This is a genomic window from Limimaricola sp. G21655-S1 (genome assembly GCF_027213785.1).
Lineage (GTDB): Bacteria > Pseudomonadota > Alphaproteobacteria > Rhodobacterales > Rhodobacteraceae > Limimaricola.
In genome coordinates this window covers 1-235 of sequence record NZ_JAPWGO010000514.1, presented here as the reverse complement: position 1 = coordinate 235, position 235 = coordinate 1, and the positions used below count along the sequence as shown (strand labels likewise).

Here is a 235-nt window from a genome sequence, read left to right as displayed (position 1 = left end):
GTCCTGCACCTTCTCGAACAGCTCTTTGTAGTCAACAATGTGGCCATAGTCCTTGTCGTCGCCGTCGAGCCGGTTTGTGCGGCAGATAGCTTGGAACAAGTTGTGATCGCGCAACTCGTTGTCTAGGTAGATGTAGGTGCAGGAAGGCGCATCGAAACCGGTCAGCAGTTTACTCACCACGATTAGCAGCTTCAGATTGGCAGGCTCGTCGATGAAACGCTGCTTGGTCTTGTCT

General features: G+C 52.8%; 1 protein-coding gene. It reads right to left on the bottom strand.

All coding sequences use genetic code 11. The features are described from left to right. Positions 1-235, bottom strand: a 235-nt coding sequence (locus O4G76_RS21655) for a hypothetical protein (RefSeq protein WP_269399134.1), incomplete at both ends; no start/stop codon positions are given.